19 protein-coding genes and 7 pseudogenes are annotated in these 22,262 nt (G+C 52.0%); 10 read left to right on the top strand and 16 right to left on the bottom strand.

The window, feature by feature from the left end; genetic code table 11:
• Nucleotides 1–199: 199 nt before the first annotated feature.
• The 6 genes from EH228_RS14255 to EH228_RS14230 all read right to left on the bottom strand — a co-directional run bounded on the left by EH228_RS14255 (nt 200) and on the right by EH228_RS14230 (nt 7,000).
• A complete protein-coding gene (locus EH228_RS14255) occupies nt 200–1,294 on the bottom strand; it encodes an ABC transporter ATP-binding protein (RefSeq protein WP_152322291.1) in 1,095 nt (364 codons plus the stop codon).
• A gap of 58 nt (nt 1,295–1,352) precedes the next feature.
• Nucleotides 1,353–2,675, bottom strand: a complete 1,323-nt coding sequence (gene melA, locus EH228_RS14250; protein ID WP_204902667.1) for an alpha-glucosidase/alpha-galactosidase — start codon at nt 2,673–2,675, stop codon at nt 1,353–1,355.
• Nucleotides 2,676–2,697: 22 nt separating this feature from the next.
• Nucleotides 2,698–3,555, bottom strand: a complete 858-nt coding sequence (locus EH228_RS14245) for a carbohydrate ABC transporter permease (RefSeq protein ID WP_152322289.1) — start codon at nt 3,553–3,555, stop codon at nt 2,698–2,700.
• Complete coding sequence (locus EH228_RS14240; RefSeq protein ID WP_152322288.1) at nt 3,555–4,481, bottom strand: carbohydrate ABC transporter permease; 927 nt, start codon at nt 4,479–4,481, stop codon at nt 3,555–3,557. The genes EH228_RS14245 and EH228_RS14240 overlap by 1 nt, the downstream gene beginning before the upstream one ends.
• Before the next feature lie 27 nt (nt 4,482–4,508).
• Nucleotides 4,509–5,798 carry an ABC transporter substrate-binding protein gene (locus EH228_RS14235; RefSeq protein WP_152322287.1) on the bottom strand — a complete coding sequence of 430 codons (1,290 nt, stop codon included), beginning with the start codon at nt 5,796–5,798 and terminating at the stop codon, nt 4,509–4,511.
• A 242-nt stretch (nt 5,799–6,040) separates the two neighbouring features.
• The gene (locus EH228_RS14230) at nt 6,041–7,000 is read right to left on the bottom strand and encodes a BadF/BadG/BcrA/BcrD ATPase family protein (RefSeq protein WP_152322286.1); all 960 of its coding nucleotides are present in this window, start codon (nt 6,998–7,000) and stop codon (nt 6,041–6,043) included.
• Nucleotides 7,001–7,305: 305 nt separating this feature from the next.
• Between EH228_RS14230 and EH228_RS14225 the strand changes: the two genes are divergently transcribed.
• From EH228_RS14225 to EH228_RS14215, 3 genes are read left to right on the top strand one after another with little or no spacing between them, the layout of a single operon-like run.
• The gene (locus tag EH228_RS14225; protein ID WP_152322285.1) at nt 7,306–8,592 is read left to right on the top strand and encodes a D-tagatose-bisphosphate aldolase, class II, non-catalytic subunit; all 1,287 of its coding nucleotides are present in this window, start codon (nt 7,306–7,308) and stop codon (nt 8,590–8,592) included.
• Between the two features lie 3 nt (nt 8,593–8,595).
• Nucleotides 8,596–9,774 (top strand): SIS domain-containing protein, encoded by a 1,179-nt coding sequence (locus EH228_RS14220; RefSeq protein ID WP_152322284.1) that lies wholly within the window; start codon nt 8,596–8,598, stop codon nt 9,772–9,774.
• Between the two features lie 3 nt (nt 9,775–9,777).
• Nucleotides 9,778–10,632, top strand: coding sequence for a tagatose bisphosphate family class II aldolase (locus EH228_RS14215; RefSeq protein ID WP_152322283.1), 855 nt, complete (start codon nt 9,778–9,780; stop codon nt 10,630–10,632).
• A gap of 43 nt (nt 10,633–10,675) precedes the next feature.
• Here EH228_RS14215 and EH228_RS14210 read toward each other — a convergent pair whose 3' ends face one another.
• Both EH228_RS14210 and oxlT read right to left on the bottom strand, forming a co-directional pair.
• Nucleotides 10,676–10,948, bottom strand: a complete 273-nt coding sequence (locus EH228_RS14210) for a type 2 periplasmic-binding domain-containing protein (RefSeq protein ID WP_152322282.1) — start codon at nt 10,946–10,948, stop codon at nt 10,676–10,678.
• 73 nt (nt 10,949–11,021) lie between these two features.
• Complete coding sequence (oxlT, locus tag EH228_RS14205; RefSeq protein WP_152322281.1) at nt 11,022–12,287, bottom strand: oxalate/formate MFS antiporter; 1,266 nt, start codon at nt 12,285–12,287, stop codon at nt 11,022–11,024.
• A gap of 341 nt (nt 12,288–12,628) precedes the next feature.
• On the opposite strand from oxlT, the gene EH228_RS14200 reads away from it, so the two are divergent.
• The 3 genes from EH228_RS14200 to cutA all read left to right on the top strand — a co-directional run bounded on the left by EH228_RS14200 (nt 12,629) and on the right by cutA (nt 14,664).
• Nucleotides 12,629–13,462, top strand: a complete 834-nt coding sequence (locus tag EH228_RS14200) for a transporter substrate-binding domain-containing protein (protein ID WP_152322280.1) — start codon at nt 12,629–12,631, stop codon at nt 13,460–13,462.
• A gap of 104 nt (nt 13,463–13,566) precedes the next feature.
• The gene (locus EH228_RS14195) at nt 13,567–14,307 is read left to right on the top strand and encodes an amino acid ABC transporter permease (RefSeq protein ID WP_152322279.1); all 741 of its coding nucleotides are present in this window, start codon (nt 13,567–13,569) and stop codon (nt 14,305–14,307) included.
• Entirely contained in the window at nt 14,308–14,664 is a 357-nt protein-coding gene (cutA, locus tag EH228_RS14190) for a divalent-cation tolerance protein CutA (protein ID WP_152322278.1), read from the top strand.
• A 2-nt stretch (nt 14,665–14,666) separates the two neighbouring features.
• Here the strand turns inward: cutA and EH228_RS14185 are convergent, their stop codons facing one another.
• The 4 genes and pseudogenes from EH228_RS14185 to EH228_RS14170 all read right to left on the bottom strand — a co-directional run bounded on the left by EH228_RS14185 (nt 14,667) and on the right by EH228_RS14170 (nt 17,506).
• Nucleotides 14,667–15,659, bottom strand: a complete 993-nt coding sequence (locus EH228_RS14185) for an SDR family NAD(P)-dependent oxidoreductase (RefSeq protein ID WP_240116301.1) — start codon at nt 15,657–15,659, stop codon at nt 14,667–14,669.
• A gap of 161 nt (nt 15,660–15,820) precedes the next feature.
• A pseudogene (locus EH228_RS14180) lies at nt 15,821–16,165 on the bottom strand (TonB-dependent siderophore receptor); the annotation flags it as partial.
• A gap of 16 nt (nt 16,166–16,181) precedes the next feature.
• Nucleotides 16,182–16,533, bottom strand: a pseudogene (locus EH228_RS20575) (IS3 family transposase); the annotation flags it as partial.
• Nucleotides 16,454–17,506, bottom strand: coding sequence for a zinc-dependent alcohol dehydrogenase family protein (locus EH228_RS14170; protein WP_152322275.1), 1,053 nt, complete (start codon nt 17,504–17,506; stop codon nt 16,454–16,456). The gene EH228_RS14170 and the pseudogene EH228_RS20575, both read right to left, overlap by 80 nt.
• Before the next feature lie 102 nt (nt 17,507–17,608).
• On the opposite strand from EH228_RS14170, the gene EH228_RS14165 reads away from it, so the two are divergent.
• Together EH228_RS14165 and EH228_RS20570 are read left to right on the top strand one after the other, a co-directional pair.
• Nucleotides 17,609–18,529 carry a LysR family transcriptional regulator gene (locus EH228_RS14165; protein WP_152322274.1) on the top strand — a complete coding sequence of 307 codons (921 nt, stop codon included), beginning with the start codon at nt 17,609–17,611 and terminating at the stop codon, nt 18,527–18,529.
• Nucleotides 18,530–18,564: 35 nt separating this feature from the next.
• A pseudogene (locus tag EH228_RS20570) lies at nt 18,565–18,747 on the top strand (IS3 family transposase); the annotation flags it as partial.
• Between the two features lie 50 nt (nt 18,748–18,797).
• Here the strand turns inward: EH228_RS20570 and EH228_RS14160 are convergent.
• Nucleotides 18,798–19,079 (bottom strand): annotated as a pseudogene (locus tag EH228_RS14160) (IS3 family transposase); the annotation flags it as partial.
• A gap of 59 nt (nt 19,080–19,138) precedes the next feature.
• Between EH228_RS14160 and EH228_RS14155 the strand changes: the two are divergent.
• A pseudogene (locus EH228_RS14155) lies at nt 19,139–19,715 on the top strand (IS1 family transposase); the annotation flags it as partial.
• A gap of 1 nt (nt 19,716) precedes the next feature.
• Here the strand turns inward: EH228_RS14155 and EH228_RS14150 are convergent.
• The gene (locus EH228_RS14150; RefSeq protein ID WP_152322273.1) at nt 19,717–20,106 is read right to left on the bottom strand and encodes a DUF943 family protein; all 390 of its coding nucleotides are present in this window, start codon (nt 20,104–20,106) and stop codon (nt 19,717–19,719) included.
• Nucleotides 20,106–20,951, bottom strand: coding sequence for a DUF3289 family protein (locus EH228_RS14145; RefSeq protein ID WP_152322272.1), 846 nt, complete (start codon nt 20,949–20,951; stop codon nt 20,106–20,108). The genes EH228_RS14150 and EH228_RS14145 overlap by 1 nt, the downstream gene beginning before the upstream one ends.
• A gap of 224 nt (nt 20,952–21,175) precedes the next feature.
• Between EH228_RS14145 and EH228_RS14140 the strand changes: the two are divergent.
• Nucleotides 21,176–21,814, top strand: a pseudogene (locus EH228_RS14140) (IS3 family transposase); the annotation flags it as partial.
• On the opposite strand, the pseudogene EH228_RS14135 reads toward EH228_RS14140, so the two are convergent.
• Nucleotides 21,780–22,262, bottom strand: a pseudogene (locus tag EH228_RS14135) (helix-turn-helix domain-containing protein); the annotation flags it as partial. The pseudogenes EH228_RS14140 and EH228_RS14135 sit on opposite strands and share 35 nt — an antisense overlap.

The following is a 22,262-nucleotide window of genomic DNA, read 5'->3' as shown; positions in this document are numbered from 1 at the left end:
TTGCCCCTGGGCGAATCATTTATTGTCGGCAAACATGCCAGAAAAAAAACAGACTGGCAATTGCAGGGCTGGCTTTATTTGCGCGTCAGTACGGGTGCTGCCGGGCATTATTACGGTACTGAAACCGTCAGATAGCACGACAGTGGCGCGCGAGATGACATTCGCCCGCGCTGGGATTTGCATCATGAGAAAGGGGGCATTAATGGGCGAAATGGTTCTGTGTTTCGCTGATGCGTGTACCCGATCCGCTCTCAAACAGATGTTCACAACCGGTTTGCGGCTGCACAAAAATGCGCTCGCCCGGCTTAAGATGATGTCGTTGGCGTAACACCATACACAGCGGATTGCCTGCGTTCGCCGTCGTTTCAAGCATGACAATCATTTCCGACCCCGTTGGTTCGACGACCAGCACGTTGGCCGGGATTCCACTGGCGGCAAGGTGTAAATGTTCCGGGCGAATGCCAAATACTACCGGCCCACCATTGCGTGTCGGTCTGCTGTCATGTAGCGCACAGCTTGAACCATCGGCGAAACGGATTTCGCTTCCCTCGTTTTGCAGGATGCCAGGCAGGAAATTCATCGCGGGCGATCCAAGGAAGCTGGCGACAAATTGATTGGCGGGGCAATCATACAGCGAGAGTGGATCGCCAGCCTGTTCAATCACCCCGTCGCGCATTACCACCACCAGGTCGCCCATGGTCATGGCTTCAACCTGGTCGTGAGTGACATACACGGTGGTGGTATGCAATCTTTGATGCAGTTGTTTGATTTCTGAACGCATTTGCACGCGTAATTTCGCATCCAGATTTGACAAGGGTTCGTCGAACAGGAAAACCTGGGGCTGACGTACTACCGAGCGTCCCATGGCCACGCGCTGGCGTTGGCCGCCGGAAAGTTGACGTGGATAACGGCTTAATAACGGAGTAAGCCCCAGACTGGCGGCCACTTGTTCAACCCGGGCGTTGATTTCCGCTGGAGGGAAATGGCGTAACTTTAATGAAAAAGCCATGTTATCGCGCACGGTCATATGTGGATAGAGTGCATAGTTCTGGAACACCATGGCAATATCGCGCTCTTTCGGCGGCAGATCATTCACAATGCGTTCGTTGATGGCGATATGTCCGCTGCTGACCTCCTCCAGACCGGCAATCATGCGCAGCAACGTGGACTTGCCGCAACCCGACGGACCTACCAGCACCACGAACTGACCATCTTTGATATCCAGATTGATGCCGCGTAGTACCTGAGCATGACCATATTGTTTTGTTAACTCACGTATTTTTACTGTTGACATCGCAGGGACCTCGGTTAAATCGGCAGCGTATCCGGCTGACTCAAGGCGGCGTTCAGCGCTAAACGAAACGCGGCAACATCGTGCCATGGGCAAGGATCATTTCATCGACCATCGTGACAATCTGGTCGGCGGATAATTCTGCCGCAGTATGCGGATCGAGCATGGCGGATTGATAGATATAGCTTTTTCTGCCGGTTAGCGCCGCCTGTACCGCCAGTTCCTGCACGTTAATGCTCAGGCGCATCACCGCTGCCAGTTCCGGTGGCAGATGCCCCATGACGATGGGCTGGATGCCATTACGATCAACATGGCAGGGGACTTCGACGATGCAGTTATTCGGCAGGTTGGTTATCAGCCCCTTATTTTTTACGTTGCCATAAATCACCCGCGACTGGCCGCTGACCATGGAGTGCAAAATACCTGCGGCGTATTCATCACTGCGACAGACGGCTAGCGGTTCGCTGCCTTCTAACGCCTGGCGTAAGCTGTGCCAACTGGCGATACGGCTTTCACAACGGCGGGGGTATTCATCCAGCGCAATATTGAGTTCATCCAGTAAGTGGGGATGGTCGCGTTTAATATACCAGGGAACATACTCGGAAAAGTGCTCACTGGATTCAGTGACGAAATAGCCAAAACGTTTCAGCATATCAAAACGTACCCGATCGTCTTCCGGTACCTCCCCGCTGGCGGCTAATGCCTGCAGACGCGGATAGAGATCCTCCACTTTGCCATCGCGGTGGCGTTTACTGAATTTGGTGAAGAACGCCACATGGTTGATACCGGCGGAGAGATAATCGATATCGTTGATATTCTCGCCCAGACAGTCTGCCAGATGCTGCGCCGTATGTTGTACGCTGTGGCACAAACCCACCATCTGGATATGCGGTGCCAGCTCGCTGACAGCCCAGCAGTTCATCGCCATCGGGTTGACGTAATTCAGCAACAACGCCGTGGGGCAAAGTTCCGTCATCTCATCGCAAATGGCTTTAAGCACCGGAATAGTACGCAACGCGCGAAAAATACCACCAATCCCCAGGGTATCGGCGATGGTCTGCCGCAGGCCGAATTTTTTCGGGATCTCAAAATCAATCACCGTCGCGGGGCGATAACCGCCCACTTGCATCATCAAAAACACAAAATCAGCATTTTTTAATGCGTTACGTCGGTCCATCGTGGTTTCGATTTTCACCTCTGGCAGCGACAGGGTTTCACAGATCCGTTTGGCGACGATCGCGGAAGTACTGAGGCGATCGCCATCAATATCCTGCAGGCTGATGGTACAGTCGGCAAATTCAGCATGACTCAGAATGTCACCCAAAATGTTCTGGGCGAATACCGTACTGCCCGCGCCAATCAGCGTAATTTTGCTCAACGTCATTCTCCTCGACAGTGGGTTGTTATTACTTACCGGCGCCAGCCATCAGACCGCGCATCAGGTAACGATTAAGAAATATCACCACCAACGCGGGTGGGATCATGGCTAATATTCCGGCGGCATTAATCAAGCCGTAATCGATATCGTTTTTGGTCGCGAATTCAGGGATCAGCACGGTAAGGGGTTTGGTTTCCAGGGTGGGGGCGAATACCAGTGGTACAGAAAATTGTCCCCAGGCACCAAGAAAAGTGAGGATTGCCGCGGCAATCAATCCTGGGGCGGCCAGCGGCAGCACAATACGTATCAGGGTATAAAAACGTCCGGCGCCGTCAATCCACGCCGCTTCTTCCAGCGACAGCGGCAGGGATTCATACACGCTGCGCATCAGCCACATCGCCAGTGGCAGAAAAGCCGAGACATAAATCAGGATAATGCCGGTATAAGTATTGATTAGCCCGAGGCTGACCATCAGACGATACAGCGGAATGAGTACTGTATAACCCGGTACGGCCATGGTGGAGACGATCAGCACGAATACCAGATTGCGACCAGGGAAACGTAAGCGCACGGTGGCATAAGCGGAAAACGCCGCCGCGGTGACCGTGACGACCGTTGCACCCAGCGCCAGAACGATGCTGTTGCGTAACGCCCGTGAGAAATCATGCCAGACGGTGTTATTCAACTGACCCAATAACCCGCCCAGTAGTTTTCGGTAGTGGTCCAGCGTCAGCTGCGGCGGCAACAGGTTAATCGGACTGGTCGAGAGATCACTCTGTCGCATCAGGCTGGTGGCCAGCGACCAGTAAATCGGCCCCAGCGACCAGGCCAACAGAATGGTCACCCCCAGATAAAACGCCAGGCGGCGCGGATAAGATATTTTCATCAATCGTACCTCGTGGCACGGTAAACCCGACGGACATAAACTGCTGAAACAACAATAGATACGGCCATTACGGTAATGGACATCGCCATGCCGTAGGAGAAGTTCAGATTTTGGAAGGCGGTCATATAGATTTGCGTCTGGATTGGACGCGTCGCGGCACTGGGGCCGGTAAGGATCCAGGCTTCATCAAACAGATTGAACGCGGTGATGGTTGACTGCGTGAGCGCAATCCCAAACGCACCCGCGATCAGCGGCAGGGTAATGGTGCGAAAGGTACGAAATGGCGTGGCGCCATCGACTTTCGCCGCTTCATACAGTTCGGCAGGAACGGTTTGCAATGCCGCCAGAATAATCACAGCGTTGAGCGGTAACATGCGCCAGACATGGACCAGCACAATCAGGAACAGCGCGGTGTAACGATCATTCAGCCAGACATGGCTGTCAGCAATCAGACCGAGTTTCAGCAACAGACCATTTAATAAACCGTAATGCGGGTTATAAATCCACGCCCAGACGATAGCGTTGACCACCGGCGGTAACGCCCAGGGCAAGATCACCGCCGCCAGTAACCAGCGACGGCCGGTATTCACGTTATTGAGTAATAACGCGGCGCACAGACCGCCGAGGATCTCCAGGATGACCGCCAGAATCACGTAAATCCAGGTATTGATCCAGGCGTTATGCACCGCGCTGTCTTTAGCCATCATCGTATAGTTTTTCAGACCGACAAACGGGGTGCCGGGCAGCATGGGATTCACCCGATGAAAACTTTCCCATACGGTAATGACAAAAGGGACGAACACTAACGCCAGCATTAATATCACCACCGGTACAGAGAGCACTAACCCGAGGCGAGCCTCAGCATTCAACCTTCCTGGCCGCTGACGTTTGCCATGCCGTGCTGCGGCTGATGCTTCAATACTCATGGTCATACCCGTCACCTCCGCCGATCATTATTCGCCCGCCATCGCACTGTTCGCGGCATCCGCGATCGCTTTCGCCGCTTCATCCACGCTGAGCTGGCCTTTGGCCATCGCGTTGATTGCCGAGGCGGCGCCGCTGCTGAAGGCCGGATACCATGACGGTGTGCCAGCGGCGAACAACGGGCCGATACCGCCGATTTGTTGCAAAATGGCGTCGCCGCTCTGCAGTTTTTCGGCCTTATTTAGTGTGATCAGCGCCGGGGTACTGGTCGGCAGGGTCCCGGCGGCGATATAAATTGGCACCTGATGTTGCGGGTCGATCATCCAGTTAATAAAGGCTTCCGCTGCGGCTTTTTGTGTTGAGGCGTGTGGGATAGCCAGCGCTTCAGGCAGACCGTAAGTTTTGCTGGTGCCAGTGATGTTGGGCACCACCGCCGCGAAAGCGTTACCGGCGATTTTGGACTGCGTTTTATCGTTATAGGTCGACAGCGGTCCGGGACCGTCGGACAGGATCATACTGACGTCGCCGCTCTTGAACATGGCACGGACCTCTTCGTTGCCGTAGTTGGTCGCGGCAGGATCAATTAAACCGGCATCCAGCGCCTGTTTGATAAACGACAGCGCCTTGTAACCGGCGGAATCTTTACGGGTAAACGCCGGTTTCAGTTGGTTCGTGAAAACCTCGCCGTTATACATCATGGTCAGCAGGAACCAGGCGGTGGACGTCGCTTCTCCCACGCTCAGAGGCAGGCCAAAAGGGTATTTCACCCCCGCTTTGTCCTTTAACGCTTTACCATCCGCCAGCAGTTCATCCAGCGTCGTGGGGGGATGTTGAATACCGGCTTTGGTCAATTGCGCTTTGTTATAGACCAGCATTTTGAAATCGTTGTTATAAGGCGCGCCAAGTAGTTTCCCCTGATATTTGAAGATGGGAGTGATGGCGATGTGTTTTAACAAGTCGGCATTAAGACTGCCGTCGAGGGGGGTTAACCATGCGGCGGCGCCAAATTGTCCCACCCATGACCAGTCCAGTTCGATAACGTCCGCGGGTGAGGTTCCCGCCACTAATGCGGTGACAATACGGGTACGCAATTGATCCCAGGCCAGGGTTTGTTGATCAACGTTAATGCCGGTTTGGGCCTCGAACTTTTTGATTTCGGCAGCGGGATAACCTGGGCTGGGCAACAGCACGGTGATGGATTTACCGTTCAGGTTTTCTGCGGCCTGGCTGGCGGACTCTGAACTGACAAGGTAAATCAGGCTGGCAAGGATCCCTGAGGCAAGGCGCGATGTTATTACCCTGGTCTTTATGCGCTTCATCGAACACTCCAAAAAGATTGAGATCAAAGTTATCGCCGGTCATGCAGGGGCCGACGCGCTATCGAATAACCCATTTTTCCAGGTGATGATTTATTGCGCTCTCATCCTTGCGGCAAAAATAATCACAGTCAATACAATATTTGGTTTTTTATGATTTATATTGTGATTTTACGCGTCAAATATGCCGCCAGCAGGCGCCAGGCCTCGGTGCTAAAGGGCTGACAGCCGGTCATAGGACTTTATTATTGTTGTACGCTGCCTAACTGTTGTTGCAGATCTTCGGCAAGTTGATTAATCCAGGTCGCGTCTGGTTGCCAGCCAGCCTGCTGCGCCGCTCGCAGCAGCGCACCGCCAATCGGCGGCAGACGAGGCGCAGTAGCGCTATTTTTTATTATTTCAACCAGATACTGCCGCAGTAAGCGACTGTTGAATACGCCGCCGGCATAACTCCATGTTAACGGACCACGACCGCCAATACGGCGCCAGGCGGTGGTAAGATGTTCCGCCAGGTGCTGGGCGGCCTGACGTAAGATGTGTTGTGCCGGTTGATCGCCCTGTTCGGCCAGTTGCGCCACGCCCTGAGCCAGGCTGGCGACGCGTTGACGGCGTGTGCGACCCAGCGCGAAGTAATATTCGATCAGCCTTTCTGGCTTTATTGCAAAGTGTTGGCAGAGATAAAGAGTGAGCGCGGGCGCGGCCTGGCGCCCATCAAGATGGCGGCAGGTCGCAATAATCGCCTGGTTGCCAATCCAGTACGCGCTGCCTTCGTCACCGATATCTTCTCCCCAGCCGCCGACGCGAATATGCTCGCTGTCGGGTTGATGATGGCTGGCCCATGCCATGGAGCCGGTTCCGGCCAGGATCAGTACTCCTGCCATGCCGGGGAGCGCACCGTCAAACGCGATACGCACATCATTTTCCAGAGTGGTCGGGCAAGGTAACAGTGCACTAATCGCCTGTGCCTGTCGTCTGGATTGCCGGACATCCTCGCCATATCGCGGCAAGCCCGCCACCGCATAGCTGACGTGTGTTGTCAGCAGTTGTTTAGCCGGTAACATCGCGCTAAGTGTTTGTGACCATTGCGTATCCGCGAGCGGATCAAGGGTGCTTCCTGTGTTCAGCAAGCGCAGCCTGCCAGCGGTATCGGCCAGTGCCAGCAAGGTTTTGCTCCCGCCACTATCGATTCCCATTACCCGTTTCATGTTCTCCACCTTGTGCTGGAGTTCGCTCCGGTTGTACAGGGTGATGCCTGTTCTCCACGTTATTCAAGACACAGAGTTATAAAAAAATCAAACATTGATTAATATTGATTATTTTATTTTCATATGGCTTTGTAAGGCCATTTAATGGGTGTTTTATCCTCATTTTACGACGTCAAAAAAGCTGTATTTATTTAAATAATCACAAAAGATCAAAATAATGATTGATTAATTCCTTTATCTTCCGTTAGATTGCGTTGGTCTAACGACGGTCTGTCGAGGCGCGAATGATGCGATGAGGGCTTGCCATGCAGCAGCTAATGAGTCTTATTGCCAGGCATAAAGCTGGCGAGGCGATCGGAATTTATGCGGTGTGTTCCGCGCATCCCTGGGTAATACGCGCCGCGATCCAACAGGCGGCGTTACGGCAGCAACCGCTATTGATCGAGGCTACCTCGAATCAGGTGAATCAATTCGGCGGCTATACCGGCATGACGCCGGTCGATTTTCGGCAGAGGGTCGGCGAGATGGCGGCGGAATATGGGTTAGCGCCAGACCAACTGTGGTTAGGCGGTGATCATCTTGGTCCTAATGTTTGGCAGGACTGTCCCGCCAGCGAAGCAATGCGACTGGCTGAACAACTGGTGGCGGATTATGTGCGTGCGGGGTTTCGCAAGATCCATCTTGATTGTTCCATGTCCTGTCTGCATGACCCGCAGCCGTTGTCGGATGAAGAGATTGCGCAACGCGCTGCCAGATTATGTCAGGTGGCCGAACAGGCCTGGCATACCAGTGGCGGCGAAGCGCCGGTCTATGTGGTGGGCACTGAAGTGCCCGTGCCCGGCGGCGCACAGGAAACGCTGTCCACTATTGCCGTGACCACGCCTGCGGCCGTCGACGCTACACTGGTCGCGCATCAGCAAGCCTGGCGTCAGGCCGGATTGGCTGAGGTCTGGCGACGGGTGGTGGCGGTGGTGGTTCAGCCGGGTGTGGAGTTTGACCATCAATCGGTGGCGCATTACCGGCCACAACCGGCGACGGCGCTAAGTCAGTTTATTCAGCAGCAGCCGGGGTTGGTATATGAAGCGCATTCAACCGATTATCAGACCGCCGCCGCCTGTCGACAGTTAGTCATTGATCACTTTGCTATTTTAAAAGTCGGACCGGCTCTCACTTTCGCTTTACGCGAAGCATTATTCGCGCTGGCGCATGTTGAACAACAATGGATTGAACCACCGCGACAGTCGCAGCTTCTCGCCTGCATTGATCAGGTGATGTGCCAGCAACCCGCGATGTGGCAACGTTATTATCATGGTAATGCCGCGCAACAGCATTTATTACGCCAATACAGTTTGAGCGATCGCGTGCGTTACTACTGGCCATTCCCACAGGTCAACGCCGCGGTAGACCGTCTGCTCAATAACCTCCGCCATTATCCGGCACCGTTAGGGTTGTTGAGCCAATATCTGCCTGAACAGGCGCGTCTGTGCCAGTGCGGCGAGCTCAGTGCTGACCCGGAAAGCTGGGTTTCCTGGCATATTGGCAAGGTATTACGTGATTACACGGATGCCTGTCAGCTGACAGTAAAGGAGTAAACGATGTCCGAGATGTTTTTTTATGACTACGCATGGTTATGTCAGCATCAGGCACAACATACCGCGTCGGAAATCTGGCAACAACCCGATTTATGGCAGACGCTTGGCGATGAACTGATCACACATAAGCCAGACTGGTTTACTTTTCTGGCGCCGATTCTGGCACAAGCTGATCTCCGTATTATTTTGTCCGGTGCCGGTAGCTCAGCGTTTGTTGGCCGTGCGCTGGCCCCCTGGCTGCGTGAAAAAATCGACCGTGATGTCATCGCCTGGGGGACCACCGATATCGTCGCTGCACCGATGCAATATCTTAGCGCCAGCCGTCCAACGTTGCTGGTGTCCTTCGCGCGTTCCGGCGACAGTCCGGAAAGTCTCTCCAGCGTGCAACTGGCTGATCAACTGCTGCCGCAGTGTTATCACCTGATAATCACCTGTAATCCGCACAGCCAACTGGCGCAGTATGCACAGGATAATCCGCGAGCCTGTCGCATGATCATGCCGGAAGGCAGCCATGATCAGAGCTTTGCGATGACCTCCAGCTTTAGCTGTATGTTACTGTCGGCGGCGTTGATGCTGGCGGGGGAGACCCTGCCAGACTGGCGGCATGCGTTGCAAAGAATGACCGATTGCTGTCGTCAGCTGCGCGAGACGCTGTCGCCGCAGAGCAAAAAGATCGCCAGCAGTGCGTTTCAGCGTTACCTCGTCCTGGGGAGTGGGCCCTTTGCCGGAATAGCGGAAGAGGCGGCGCTAAAAATGCTGGAACTGACCGCAGGAAAAGATATGACCCGCTTCGATACCCCGTTAGGCGTGCGCCATGGGCCAAAATTCATGATCGATGGTCAGACGCTGTTGGTGATGATGTTTTCGCCTGATGCTTACACCCGGCGTTATGAACGTGATCTGTGGCGGGAATTGCAACACAACAATCGCGCGTTACAACTGGTTGGTTTAAGCCATCATCAACATGGTATGACCGATACGCTGGCACTGCATGATGATCATGAGGCGTTATGGATGATATTCCCGTATTTGCTGTTTCTGCAAATGCTGGCTTTTGAACGTTCGCTTCACCATCAACTTTCACCCGATAACCCCAGTCCTAACGGGGAGGTGAATCGGGTGGTACAGGGGGTGGTTATTTATCCGTTTCACGGTTCAGGCGTGAGCAACGTGCAGGGTTAAGGTATGTATCTGGTTTCTAATCGTGACATGTTATACCGCGCGCAGCGGGGGGGTTATGCCGTTCCGGCATTTAATATCCATAATCTGGAAACTGTGCAGGTGATTGCCGAAACTGCCGCTGAAATGCAGTCGCCAGTGATTATGGCTGGCACGCCAGGGACCTTCAATTATGCCGGCGTCGATTATCTGCTGGAGATCTGTCAGGCTGCCGCCCGACGTTATAAGTTACCGCTGGCGTTGCATCTGGATCATCACCAGGCCATTGATGATATCCAGTTTAAAGTGCAGCAGGGGGTGCGTTCGGTGATGGTTGATGGTTCGCATTTACCGTTTGTCGATAATATCGCGCTGGTGCAGCAGACGGTGGCCTTCTGCCATCGTTACGACGCCAGCGTGGAAGCGGAACTGGGCCGGTTAGGCGGCGAGGAAGATGACCTGATGGTGGAGGGGGCTGACAGCTTTTTTACCGATCCCGATGCGGCGATACATTTTGTTGAGCGAACAGGAATTGATTCGCTGGCGGTCGCGATTGGTTCAGCCCATGGCCTGTATTCAGGCGAACCAAAACTGGACTTTATCCGTCTGGCGGCCATCCAGCAGCGGGTATCGATTCCGTTGGTGCTGCATGGCGCCTCTGGTATTCCGGAAGAAATGGTAAAAAAAGCCATTGCCTGTGGTATCTGCAAGGTCAATGTTGCCACAGAGCTGAAAATTGCGTTTGCTGAAGCGATAAAAAGTTATTTCACGCAGCATCCGGCGGAAAATGATCCGCGCAAATATATAGCACCGGCGAAAGTCGCTATGAAAGCGGTGGTGGCGGATAAAATCCGTATCTGTGGCAGCAGTGGACGGCTGTAAAGGACGCACCCGCCTGGGCGACAGGTACAAGGCGCTGCGGATATCAAGGGGCAGGTTGCCACAGTGAAACATCTCGCGCATCAACGGCTCGGGGCAACAATTTCGCCTGAAAAAACACATCGGCGATCTGCTGTTGTTCACCAAGGTCGTTTTTGGTGACGGGCCTGACCTGATAACTACGATGGCTATTGGCTTGTTTAACGATGGCCGGATCGAGATTGCCCCATAGTGGCGAGAGAATTTTCGCCGCATCGTCAGGGTGGGTTTTCAGCCAGTCCGCTTCATTCTCCAGGCTGTGATAGACGGTTTGTAACACCTGGGGATGGGTTCATTGCCTGAACCGGATGACGGGGCAACGTTACCGCCCCGTTATTCAAGAGATCGCGGTGTCATGCTTGCGCCTGGCGCATAAAACGCGCACGCCAGGGTTTCAGCACCAGCAGTGCCAGCAAGGCACAGACAATATCCAGGCTGATGGCACACCAAAATACCACCCCCCAACGTCCAGTATGCTGATAAAGCAACGCCGCGAGCGGACCGCCCAAAATCGAACCAATCCCCTGTGAGATATACAGCCAGCCGTAGTTGGCGGTTGCGAAACGGCTACCGAAGGTATCGGTCAGTGTCGCAGGAAACAGTGAAAAGATTTCGCCCCAACCAAAGAAGACCACCCCGGAAAGCAACACAAATAACAGCGGATCTTGCTGGCATAACAGCCACAATATCATCGCGCACCCTTCCAGACCGAATGCGATAAACATCATCGGCTCGCGACCCAGGCGATCGGAAAGATACCCGCATACCGGCCGTGTCAGACCATTCATTAAGCGATCGATACTCATTGCCAGCGGTAGCGCCGCCATTCCTAATACGCTAACCGACGTAATACCAAAATCACTGGCGAAGATGGCCATCTGCGAGGTCACCATCAGGCCGGAAGTCGACATCATCGTCATCATGATGAACATCAGCCAGAACAGCGGCTGGCGCAGCATTTCCCGTGAGGTGAAGTCTTTGGTGGTCATCTGCAGCGAGGGGCTGCTGATGGCAGGTGCCTGATGATGTGGTGTACGTAGTCCCTGGCTGGCGAGAAAGCCAACCACCGTCATCAGCAAACCAAACTGCCAGAGGGTGTTTTCCAGACCTTTTATCGCCAGCGAGTGGCTGATCGGAAAAGTTGTCAATATGGCGCCCATACCGTATCCCGCAGCCACCATCCCGGTGGCGAAGCCGCGTTTTTCCGGGAACCAACGGACCATCAACCCGACCACGCCGATATAAACAATGCCAGTGCCCAGGCCGCCCAGCACACCATAAGAGAGGTATAGCCCGATTAAAGAATGGATCTGAGAGGCGATAATCCAGCTAACGCCGGTCAGTGCCGTGCCCAGAGATATCAGGCGGCGTGGGCCAAAACGCTCAATCAGCCGGCCCTGAAACGGCGAAAAGAACGTTTGCAGAATAATCAGCAACGAGAAAGTGAGCTGAATTTCGCTCAACGGCGCCTGTAGCCGGGTCATTAATGGCCGGGTAAAAAGCGCCCAGACATATTGCGGGCTGGAGATAGAGATCATGCACAGTAACCCCAGAGCCAACTGACCCCATTTTTTCTTCTGGCTGACAGTTGGCACGCTCAGTAACGTGGTGTGGGTCATAGTGTTGCTCCGACTGAGTGACAGGACGTCAGTCGGTCGTGCATGAACCATGCCATGATGCAGCGAATATAGAGCGGGACATTAAATGTGGGCCGTTAGTGCCGCTTCATATAATGAAAAGCCGTTTTTCGTTGCCCTGCCATGAAGCAATGGGGCGCAATGAAGGGGCAATACGCGATGAAAAAAACGGCTATTAAATCGCCACATCATGGCTGACAGAACCATGAACGCGGCTATAGCGAAATTTAGCATATTTATTTCATTATTATCACTTTGACAAAAAACACCGCCCCATAGAGCATAAGCCCGAATTTTAAAATAACCGTAATAAGGTTCGATAAATGAAAATGCGTAATATCAGTCACGTTGCGCTTGCCGGATTATTGCTTGTAACATTGAATCAGGCCGCTTTTGCCGGAGACACGTTGGATAGGGTGACGAAAACCGGAACGCTGGTAGAGGTTGTCAGCCAAAGTTATCCGCCGTTCTCTCAACTGGGCGCTAATGGTGAGGAAGAGGGCTATGATATTGATGTATCAAAGGCTATTGCCGCTAAGTTAGGCGTCAAATTACGCGTTGAAACGCCGGACTGGTCAGTCATTGAAAGCGGCAACTGGTTTGGTCGTTACGATGTGTGCGTGTGTGCCATTTCAAAGACCAAAGACCGCGAAAAAGTATTATCTTTCGTGCGCCCTTATTATTTTAGCCATACCAACATTATTGTGAATAGCGATAATCAAACTATTCATGGACCTGCGGATTTAACCGGTAAAACGGTTGGCGTCGGTGTCGGGTCAACGAATGAACGTTATATTAATAAGACGCTGAAAATAGCGGATGACGGTGCAAAGCCGCTGATCTATCCATTTAATAATGTGACCGCTAAAATTTATGATACGGAAGATATCGAATATAAAGATCTGGCGTTGGGCACCGGCAAACGTGTTGATGCGTTGATCAGTGCGGAAACGGTCGCGCTGGGACAAATAGCCAAAGGCGGGAAATTCAAGATTATTGAGCCTCCGTTGTTTAGCGATGGCGGTTGGGTCGCCGTTGATCATGGTTCCCCGGCGTGGGAAGCCAAACTGGCGCAGATAATCGATGGCCTGCATCAAGATGGCACCCTGACAAAAATTTCGCTGAAATGGTTCGGCAAGGATATCAGTTCGCCATGACAGCACCGACCCGTTCCCATAAAACGCGACCTGAGGTCAAAGACACCGGTCGTTCTGTCATGCTGGCTGGATTTAACAGCTAGGTCGTTTTGGTTTGGATCCTGATGCTGGTCGCGTTATTGGTTTTTTTCTGGAAGCTCAATCTGGATTTTTCGGTCATCTTCGATAAGTTACCCGCGCTCTTAGGGCTGCATCTTACCGCGCAGGGCGGCTTGCAGGGTGCAGCGATGACGTTGTTTTTATGCGCAGTATCAATGTCGATAGCGGTGGTGATGGGTTTTGTGGTCGCGCTGGGCAGGATGTCAAATAATGCCGTGCTGTTTGCTGTCGCCACATTTTATGCCTCCTTTTTCCGGGGGACGCCATTTCTATTGCAGGTGCTGCTGATTTATCTGGGCTTGCCACAGTTTGGATTCGTGCCTGCCGCCGTACCGGCCGGTATATTGGCGTTATCATTGAACTATGGCGCCTATTTTAGTGAGGTTATTCGGGCGGGGATCAGTGCCGTGCCCCGTAGCCAGCGTGAGTCGGCCTTAAGCCTGGGGTTGTCTCCGGCACAAGTTTTCTGGCTGGTGGTGTTACCGCAATCCATGCCGATTATCGTCCCGCCCGCCACCTCGTTGTTTATTTCGTCCCTCAAGGATTCTTCACTGGTTGCGGTGATGGGGATTTGGGAAATCATGTTCCTCGCACAATCCTATGGTCGTTCACTGTTTCGCTATATGGAAATGCTGACTGCCGCCGCGATTATTTACTGGATCATGTCGTTGGTCCTTGAGGTCTTACAAATAGCGATTGAAAAAAGAGTCGCCGCCAGCAACACACATCAACCCAGGAGACCATAAATGTCAGCGAATTCTTCAGCGTTAACGGCTCAATCTGTCACCGTTTATGCCCCGGTACCCGTCAATGATGACGCCGTCAAATTAGGGCGAACGATTGTTGCCGAGCGTCTGGCCAGCGCGGTAAATGTCATTCCGGGAGTGACGTCTTATTACTGGTGGGAGGGTGAGTTGGTTGAGAAGGGCGAAACCATTTTGCTGTTCCAGACGCTGCAACAACATGTTCCCGCCCTGGTGGCGCGGATTAAACAGTTACATAACTACATCACCCCCGGTGTAGGCGCCTGGCCGATTGTTGCCGGTAATGAAGACTGGTTGCAGTGGATCAACCAGCAGGCACAGCCATCAGCCCGGCAATAACTTCACATAAAGCGGTCCGCGCCACCAGATGCCTCCACGGTGTGACCGGTAACGAACTGATTGCGTGCCGAGAGCAGGAATGCGGCAATCGCGGCGATATCTTCCGGGCGTCCGAAGCGCCCGACAGGGGTTTTTTCCTTACCGAGGATCGCCATGATTTCCTGATCGGTTTTACCTGCCAGTTCCGGGCGACGGAGGCGGACATTGGGCAGCATGTTCTTCGCCCAGTTTTCCGTCGCTACCGCGCCCACCCCGATGGCATTGACCAGGATACCCAATGGGGCGACATCCAGCGCTATGCTACGAGTCAGATTATTGATGGCCGCGCTCAGAGCATGGGAAACGGTCAACGGCGGATTGGGATAGAGTCCGCCGATGGAAGAAATATTCACGATACGTCCCCATCCGCGCTGTTGCATCCCCGGGATCACTTCACGGCAAAAGCGGCGCATGGCGGTGAATTTGGTTGCCGTCATCGCCTCCCAGTCTTCATCGGAGGTGGTCAGTAAGGTGCCGGTGTGGGCCCGGCCCGCATTGTTGACCAGCAGATCAATCCCCGGGAAATGCGACCCTGACTGTTGAACCACCTGACGGGGAAAATCAGCGTCGGCCACATCGCCCGCTAACGGGAACGTGGTGATGCCATAGCGCCGGGTCAGTTCATTGGCGGCATCCTCCAGTCGCGACGAGGTTCTGGCCACCATCACCAGATGTACCCCATGTGCCGCCAGTTCTTCACAGATGCTGAAACCGATACCGGTGCTGGCTCCGGTCACCAGCGCGACTTTATCTTTAAGGCCCAAATCCATCATGATTTCCTGCTGTTTCATTAGGGTGATGTCATCAGAAATAACGCATTTCCAGGCACATGCCTGATGGTGCAGAATGATCGCAAATCGGCCGCTGTGCCCGAATTCCGTCAGCAGCAGGTTGCGGTCTCTCCCTGGCTCGCGTCGTGTTACTGAAATGTACGCCTGAAGATTATTTTCTTCCATGGTTTCATTGCGCCAGAGACGGTGCAGGCGCGCGTGATACGTTCAGATAATCCGTGTGAGGAGAGGATGAGTAACAAAGCCCATGCTCCGACAGTGTGAAATTATGACGGGGATTGAGCATGAGGGGTTGCCCGGCAGACGCCGGGCAAACGAAGAAAAACTCAGAACTGAACGGAGTAGTTCATCCCAAAGGTGCGTCCGCGGCCTTTGTAGTCATACAACGACGGTGCGCCGTAAGTCGGGCTGTACAACAGGGGTGCGCGTTGCCCCCAGACGGTGGTGTAATCTTTGTCCAGCAGGTTTTCGATGCTGAAGCTAAGTTTACCCACCGGCAACGTGTAGCTGCCGATAAAATCGAGGGTGTTGTAGCCATCGATCTTATTACCGCTGGCATCGGTCAAATCAAAGGACTGGGTGCTTTGAACGCGCAGGTTCCATGGGTCCGGCGCCCAACCGATGTAAGCGGTGGCTTTAGATGAGCTGGCATAAATGACGTCCCACTTCTGAATCGCCACGGATAATCTAGACACTTCCGAGTCGTTGATAACATAGGTTTTCATATTCAGCCGGTGGCATCTGATTGCCCGAACCATGCCGACGCCTACAGTTATAAAACATTTCGATATAATCAAAAATATCGCTGCGGGCTGCTTCCCGCGTTTCGTAGACCTTTTTCTTTAATCCGCTCATGCTTCAGTCGCTGGAAAAAGCTTTCTGTAACTGTGTTGTCGTGGCAGTTACCGCGACGGCTCATGCTACCTTCCAGACTGTGTGATTTCTGGAACAACTGTCACTCATGGTTTGTATACTGGCTGTCCTGAATCAATATGGATAACAATTTTCCCGAATGGTCCTCTCTCCAGATGTGTAAAAGCTGTTCTTGCGTCTGAGAAATCGTATATTTTATCAATAACGGGTTTGATCTGATGTCGGTCAACAGCCCGACACAAATCGTCAAACGCCCGTCGGTGACCTACTGTAATCCCCTGAATAACGGCTCTTTTAAGCATCAGGGGCAGGGCAGGAAGGATCATCTCACTGCTTTTCAGAAAACCAATCTGAGATATCTGTCCTCCCGGTGCAAGGGCATCAGCAGACTGACGCAGGTTATCCCCACCAATAAGCTCCAGGATATGATCAAATCCATCTCCACCAGAAAGTTCAGCAGCCTGTTTCGACCATTCCGGTGCCATACTGGTATTAATTAAACCTGATGCGCCGAGCGCTTTTGCACGTTGTAGTCTTTCTTCACTACGAGAGATAACAGTGACTTCCGCTCCTAAAGCCAGGGCCAATTGAAGCCCCGCCAGTGCTACTCCTCCGGTCCCCTGGACAAGAACTCGCTGCCCCTTTCTGAGTTTCCCGGTTTCCACTAGCGCAAACCAGGCCGTCAGGGCAGCAACCGGCAGTGTGGAAACCTCTTCGTCGCTCAGAGAGGTCGGTGATGCCACGGCTACATTTTCGTGCAGTACGACGTATTCCGTCAGCATACCCGGCAACGGGCCACCGAGTGAGCGGCCATGGCGGATCATGTCTTCTGGCGCGTCACCTTCCAGCCATTGTGTCCAGAAATTTCCTGTAACGCGGTTTCCGGGACTGAAACGGGACACTCCTGGCCCGATTGCGACCACAACACCCGCCATATCAGACACGGGGGTGAAAGGCATCCGGGGATGGTCAGGCAATAGTTTTCCATCTAAAACCAGTTTATCTCTGTAGTTAAGAGAGACGGCGGACACTTTAACCAGTAACTCATTATGCCCCGGCTCCGGTAAAGGCACTTCTGCAATGTACAGGTTTTCGGCGCCGAAAGACGATAACTGCCAGCGTTTCATCATTTGAGTCATAGTGATTTCTCCTGAAAGTTGGAAAAATCATTTTATTGACAACAATTCAGCGTGTATCGCGATATAAATGAATAATATTTCCTCTCTTATGGAGACAATTAAATGGGATTTTTTCTTCATTCACAATTACTCAGTATGGTCGCGTTTGTACACACGGTGGAAACAGGCAGTTTTACTGCCGCTGCTGTCCGTATGGGAGTATCTAAATCCGCCACTGGTAAAAATGTAGCCCGACTTGAACAGCGGCTCGGCGTGAAACTGCTGAACCGTACCACGCGAAGCATAAGTCTGACTGAAGAAGGAGAACTGTATTATCGGAGCTGTCTCAGAGTCATAGATGAGCTTGATGAGGCTGAATCTCTTCTGGCTTCACGTAGAAAAGTGGTTGCAGGTACGCTGCGCATTAGTCTACCCGTTTCATATGGCAGACTCTGTATCATGCCCATCCTTGCAACGCTAAGCTCAGAGTACCCTGAACTCAGACTGGAAATTAGCTTTACTGATCGCCGGGTTGACCTTATTGAGGAAAACATTGATCTCGCAGTACGGCTCGGTGACACAGGGAACTCTGCCAGTCTTTCAGGCCGAAATATTACCAGCCAGCGGTCTGTTATTTGTGCCTCTCCTGCCTATATTAGCCGTCACGGATTACCTGGTAATGCAGAAGAGCTGGTGACACATGATTGTCTGGGCTTGGCGAGGGATGGCAGAGTACTCCCCTGGAAAGTACTGGACGGAAATGGTGGTATAACCACTATTGAACCCGTTACCCGCCACATTGTCAGTCATGGGGAAGCATTGCGGGATGCAGCTGTCAGTGGTATGGGCATTGCGTTCCTGTCAACATGGTTGGCCGGAGATGATATCAGGAAGGGGAATCTTCGAATAATACCGGTTGCCACCCCTGAATATGATGCACCGGTTTCAGCACTGTGGCCGGTTTCACGGAATCTCTCACCCCGGATCCGCGTGGTGGTCGATAAATTGTACTCGGTACTCAGTAAGGCTCCTGGCCTCTTTTAGGCTGCAAGCCACATTGAATAAACCAGTGCGGTTCAATCCGTTATGTAACGCCGGTGCAGCGACACCGTGGTGAAGACAGGGAAATACTGAGGAGGCGCGATGAAGTATACCGGTCGGCCCGTTCGGTCCATCCGGAACGCGGGTCAGGAAGGACAAGAAACTGGCAGCCGGCAGGTTCTGTGACATTAAATCCGGAGCGGGAAAAACAGGCGGCCTGAACCAGCAAGGGGTGACAACAACCTTGACACTTACCGCACTGGACACGGCCCTAAGCGAGGTTCTGGTTTTCAAACTGTTCCGGGCTGAGACCGCCACACGCACTGTGACGACGCCAGCGATTGTCATCGCACTCGATATAATTAAATACTGTCGTTCGCATCATTTCACGACTGGCAAAGCGTTCTCCGTGGATGCATTCCACCTTCAGTGAATGAAAGAAGCTTTCCACGCAGGCATTATCATAGCAGCACCCTTTTGCACTCATGCTGCCATGCAGATAATACCGTTGCAGTAACGCCTGATAATCCAGTGAGCAGTACTGACTTCCGGGTCGTGTATTCAATCCGTTGAACATCATATAAACTCCCTGTTTTTATCAAAGGGATTCTGATGGCTAAGGTTGATGTAAAATGTCCGTTTTGTAAGCACACAGACCCAGTGAAAAAGCATGGACAGGGGAGTGCCGGACATCAACGTTACCGCTGTCAGGCATGCTGCCGAAGCTTTCAACTTGAATATAAATACCGTGCCTGCCAGCGTCAGATCATTGATCTTGCCATGAATAATGCTGGCATCCGCGACACCGCACGAGCACTGCCTATCAGCATTAATGCCGTAAAAAACTCTCGCCGAAAAACGTCACCTCTCTTCCACTGGATAATCTGCACATTCAGCGCATTTGCGAAGTGGATGAAATGTGGTCATTTGTCGGCAATAAAAAGAAGCAACGCTGGCTGTGGTACGCATGGGAGCTTCGTCTAAAACGGATTGTTGCCCATGTTTTTGGTCGCCGGAGCAAGAAAACACTACGCACGTTACTGGGGTTACTGTCAGGCTTCAACGTTGCCTTCTGGTGTACAGATAACTTCAGCGCCTGGAACATGCTGCCGGATAAAAGACACATACTGGCAAACGCATTGAACGTGAAAACCTGAACCTTCTTAACCGGTTAAAGCGACTAAAACAAATTAGAATTGATATTTAACGCCACCATCGCGCGTGCGCCAGATCATCATAAGAATGTTTTTATCAATACAATTTTTTGGTGGTTTTATATCTGAGAAACAAAGCCTGTCTTCTTTACCTTCTTCCTGATAGCCATCACCGAAAGCATAGATTACAATAAGAAATGGTATTTTATCACCAGTTGGAATGTTATATTTTTCAAGGATTTCATTTTGGTTTTTTTTCCACCAATTGATCTTATCTGAGTCGGTCAAAGGTAATTTATTAACAATAACTTGTGCTGTACTACCATCGTAATGTGCACCGATAACAGAAACATTAGGCTTTCCTGTAAACAGATAGCCAATAATACATAAAACCACAATGAGTGAAAAAAATACTAGTTTACGCATTATCGTTTTCCTTCTATATCAATCACAGCTTCCATATTTGTCAGGAATGGACGAAAGCCAAATATATCAAATCGTTGAAGAACGAACCATATTTTGAAAAACTGAAACTGATTGAATTTTTTCTTACGTATATCACTGACATCCAGACCGAAATGATCCTGTGCTGTGAATCTGACACTTGCTTTCCAACCATAATCATTAACATCAAGACGAAGAATTTCTATTTTTGTTGCATGAACATCGTGGATAGTAATTCCCATCCCATTAATTTTGTCAAGTATTAAAGAGTCAAATTTTGGAAGTACAGAGAGTTTAATGGCGGAAGCTAAATTATCCAATCGTTCATGAGGAAATCCTTTACTGGTGTAATCAATGAATAATCCAATCGTTTCTTGCATGACAGATGTTGTTTTCTTGGAAGCATAGTCAGAATATAACTTATCGCGATAAGCGGTATTCAACAGTGGATCACTAAATTCTGAACCTCGTGAAAGCTGAAAATGCCTCAACATCCGATTAATTAAATGTTTGTACGGACCAATAAAAGAATAAGGTAGAGACGTTGTCTGCATTTCTTCAAACAATAGTTGCGCACATTGCTGAATGCTTAGTTTAGCGTCATGGTGAATGCTACCATACGCACCAGCGAACCTGGATTGGGGGTTATCAAACGTTGTTAATCGGGTTAAGGTGTAAGGATCAACCACATTCGATATGTTGACCAGTCCGAACTCTCGTTTTAGCCTGCTCTCTGATATATCCCCATAACGCATGTCATCGGAGGAAAAATTATTAAAGCGCCTCTGTGTCGTGAAAACCGTCGCTGGAAATACAGCGTTGTTCATAGCAGGTACTCCCTTACTTTTGTTCATCCTAACGGACATGTGATAAACCTGACTATCCGAGTATATAGTAAAACCTTGCTGTTGATAGCAATACGATACGGTCAGTGCATGCGGGCAAGATACTAAATAGTATTGCTCGTCATGTGGTTATCCGGACGTGATCTTACCCAGCAATAGTGGACATGCAACTAAGTGAGTAAACTCTCAACCAGGAGGTAGCTCACATGACAAAACCCGCATCAACCACGAAGAAACCCCGTAAGCAGCATCCCCCCCGAATTTCGTCAGGAAGCCCTGAAGCTCGCTGAACGTATCGGTGTCGCTGTGGCAGCCCGCGAGCTCAATCTGTATGAATCGCAGTGATACAACTGGCGGAGTAAAAATCAGCAATCTTCCTCTGTCTCTGAGCGTGAACAATCCCAGGCTGCTGAGATTGCCCGTCTCAAACGGCAACTGGCTGAACAGGCAGAGGAGCTGGCTATACTCCAAAAGGCCGCGACATACTTCGCGAAGCGCCTGAAATGAAGACTGTCTTTATCGAAAAACATCAGGCTGAATTCCGCATTAAAGCCATGTGTCGTGTGCTGAAAGTGGCCCGCAGCGGCGGGTATGCCTGGCGAAACCGACGCCTGCGACTGAATGCACGGCAGCAATTTCGCCAGCATTGCGATACCGCAGTCAGCACGGTTTTCCATCAGGCAAAACAGCGCTATGGTGCGCCACGTCTGACGGACGAACTGCGTGAACAGGGACAGGCATACAATGTGAAAACAGTTGCTGTCAGTCTGCGTCGTCAGGGACTGCGGGCGAAAGCGTCCCGTAAATTCAGGCCGCCTGTTCTCCGCTTTCGCTCTCATGCACTTCATAACCCGTGATTTTTCGGCTGTACAGGTCTTCGATAAGATACAGATAAAACCAGCGCCCTTTCACCACTGAGGCGAGCCAGGTGATATCCTTCATCCACACCTGATTCGGCTCCGTCGCTCTCCAGGTGGTGGCCGGCCGGGCTTTCTCTCCCGTCCGCTGCCGCCCCCGTCGATGCGCTTCGCCATGCCGCCGCAGCACCCGGTAAAACGAGGACTCGCTCGCCAGATATCTCCCCTCATCCGCCAGTCGCGGCACGATTTGCGACGGCGGCAGGCTGGCATATGCCGGCTGATGGCACATCGCCAGTATCTGCTGCTCTTCCTCTGCCGTTAAACGGTTGCCCGGCGCCGGCTTTATTGCCCCCGGCCGACCGTCTTCCGCACTCTTGCGCCATCGCCGCCAGGTGCGTTCACTCAGGTTGATTTCCCGCAGGGCAACGGACAG

It is taken from the genome of Erwinia endophytica, from assembly GCF_009295515.1.
GTDB classification, from domain to species: Bacteria; Pseudomonadota; Gammaproteobacteria; order Enterobacterales; family Enterobacteriaceae; genus Erwinia; species Erwinia endophytica.
Note: the sequence above shows the minus strand (reverse complement) of the source record. Positions and strands in the feature narration are given on the sequence as shown.